The sequence below is a fragment of the Flagellimonas alvinocaridis genome, from assembly GCF_004916895.1.
GTDB lineage: Bacteria > Bacteroidota > Bacteroidia > Flavobacteriales > Flavobacteriaceae > Flagellimonas > Flagellimonas alvinocaridis.
The window spans coordinates 1-1,815 of the sequence record NZ_SNTZ01000028.1; the positions used below are offsets into that span (position 1 = coordinate 1).

Genomic DNA, 1,815 nt, shown 5'->3' on the forward strand with positions numbered 1-1,815 from the left:
GTAGTCTCAGGCAGACTCGAACTGCCGACCTCTACATTATCAGTGTAGCGCTCTAACCAGCTGAGCTATGAGACTGTCTTGGCCAAAATTGCCTATATCACAAAAAACATATCATAAACGACAGCACAAAGATCTTTAGGACCACCTCGTGCGGGACCCGTGACTTCCGGGCATCTCTTTCTCTAGAAAGGAGGTGTTCCAGCCGCACCTTCCGGTACGGCTACCTTGTTACGACTTAGCCCTAGTTACCGATTTTGCCCTAGGCCGCTCCTCGCGGTGACGGACTTCAGGCACTCCCGGCTTCCATGGCTTGACGGGCGGTGTGTACAAGGCCCGGGAACGTATTCACCGGATCATGGCTGATATCCGATTACTAGCGATTCCAGCTTCACGGGGTCGAGTTGCAGACCCCGATCCGAACTGTGACCGGTTTTATAGATCCGCGCCCCCTTGCGGGGTGGCTTCCCTCTGTACCGGCCATTGTAGCACGTGTGTGGCCCAGGACGTAAGGGCCGTGATGATTTGACGTCGTCCCCACCTTCCTCACGGTTTGCACCGGCAGTCCCGTTAGAGTCCCCATCTTGACATGCTGGCAACTAACGGTAGGGGTTGCGCTCGTTATAGGACTTAACCTGACACCTCACGGCACGAGCTGACGACAACCATGCAGCACCTTGCAGGCAGTCCGAAGAAAGGGGTATCTCTACCCCATGCAGCCTGCATTTAAGCCCTGGTAAGGTTCCTCGCGTATCATCGAATTAAACCACATGCTCCACCGCTTGTGCGGGCCCCCGTCAATTCCTTTGAGTTTCATTCTTGCGAACGTACTCCCCAGGTGGGATACTTATCACTTTCGCTTGGCCACGGAGACCGAAGTCCCCACAGCTAGTATCCATCGTTTACGGCGTGGACTACCGGGGTATCTAATCCCGTTCGCTACCCACGCTTTCGTCCATCAGCGTCAGTACATGGTTGGTCACCTGCCTTCGCGATCGGTGTTCTATGTGATATCTATGCATTTCACCGCTACACCACATGTTCCGGCAACCCCACCATGACTCAAGACCGCCAGTATCAAAGGCAATTCTACGGTTGAGCCGCAGACTTTCACCCCTGACTTAACGGCCCGCCTACGGACCCTTTAAACCCAATGATTCCGGATAACGCTCGGACCCTCCGTATTACCGCGGCTGCTGGCACGGAGTTAGCCGGTCCTTATTCTTACGGTACCGTCAGACACCTACACGTAGGTGCGTTTCTTCCCGTATAAAAGCAGTTTACAACCCATAGGGCAGTCATCCTGCACGCGGCATGGCTGGATCAGTCTCCCGACCATTGTCCAATATTCCTCACTGCTGCCTCCCGTAGGAGTCTGGTCCGTGTCTCAGTACCAGTGTGGGGGATCCCCCTCTCAGGGCCCCTAACCATCGTTGCCATGGTGGGCCGTTACCCCACCATCAAGCTAATGGTACGCATGGCCATCCCTGTCCGATAAATCTTTAACCACAATATCATGCGATATCGCGGTACCATGGGGCATTAATCCAAGTTTCCCTGGGCTATTCCCCTGACAGGGGCAGGTTCCATACGCGTTCCGCACCCGTGCGCCGGTCGCCGGCGGAAAAGCAAGCTTTTCCCCGCTGCCCCTCGACTTGCATGTGTTAGGCCTGCCGCTAGCGTTCATCCTGAGCCAGGATCAAACTCTTCATTGTATTTCCTTGAATGTCTGTCCGACACCCGGAAACCAGAGTCCCCGCATCAAAATGGTTCTTAATTCTCTTTACGCTGTCGTTACAATATGTATATGAACTTCTT

General features: G+C 54.3%; 1 tRNA gene and 1 rRNA gene. Both read right to left on the reverse strand.

The features are described 5' to 3' along the window. Nucleotide 1: 1 nt before the first annotated feature. A tRNA-Ile gene (locus tag EZV76_RS16765) sits at nucleotides 2–75 on the reverse strand. A gap of 111 nt (nucleotides 76–186) precedes the next feature. After that, a 16S ribosomal RNA gene (locus EZV76_RS16770) occupies nucleotides 187–1,712 on the reverse strand. Between the last annotated feature and the right edge of the window lie 103 nt (nucleotides 1,713–1,815).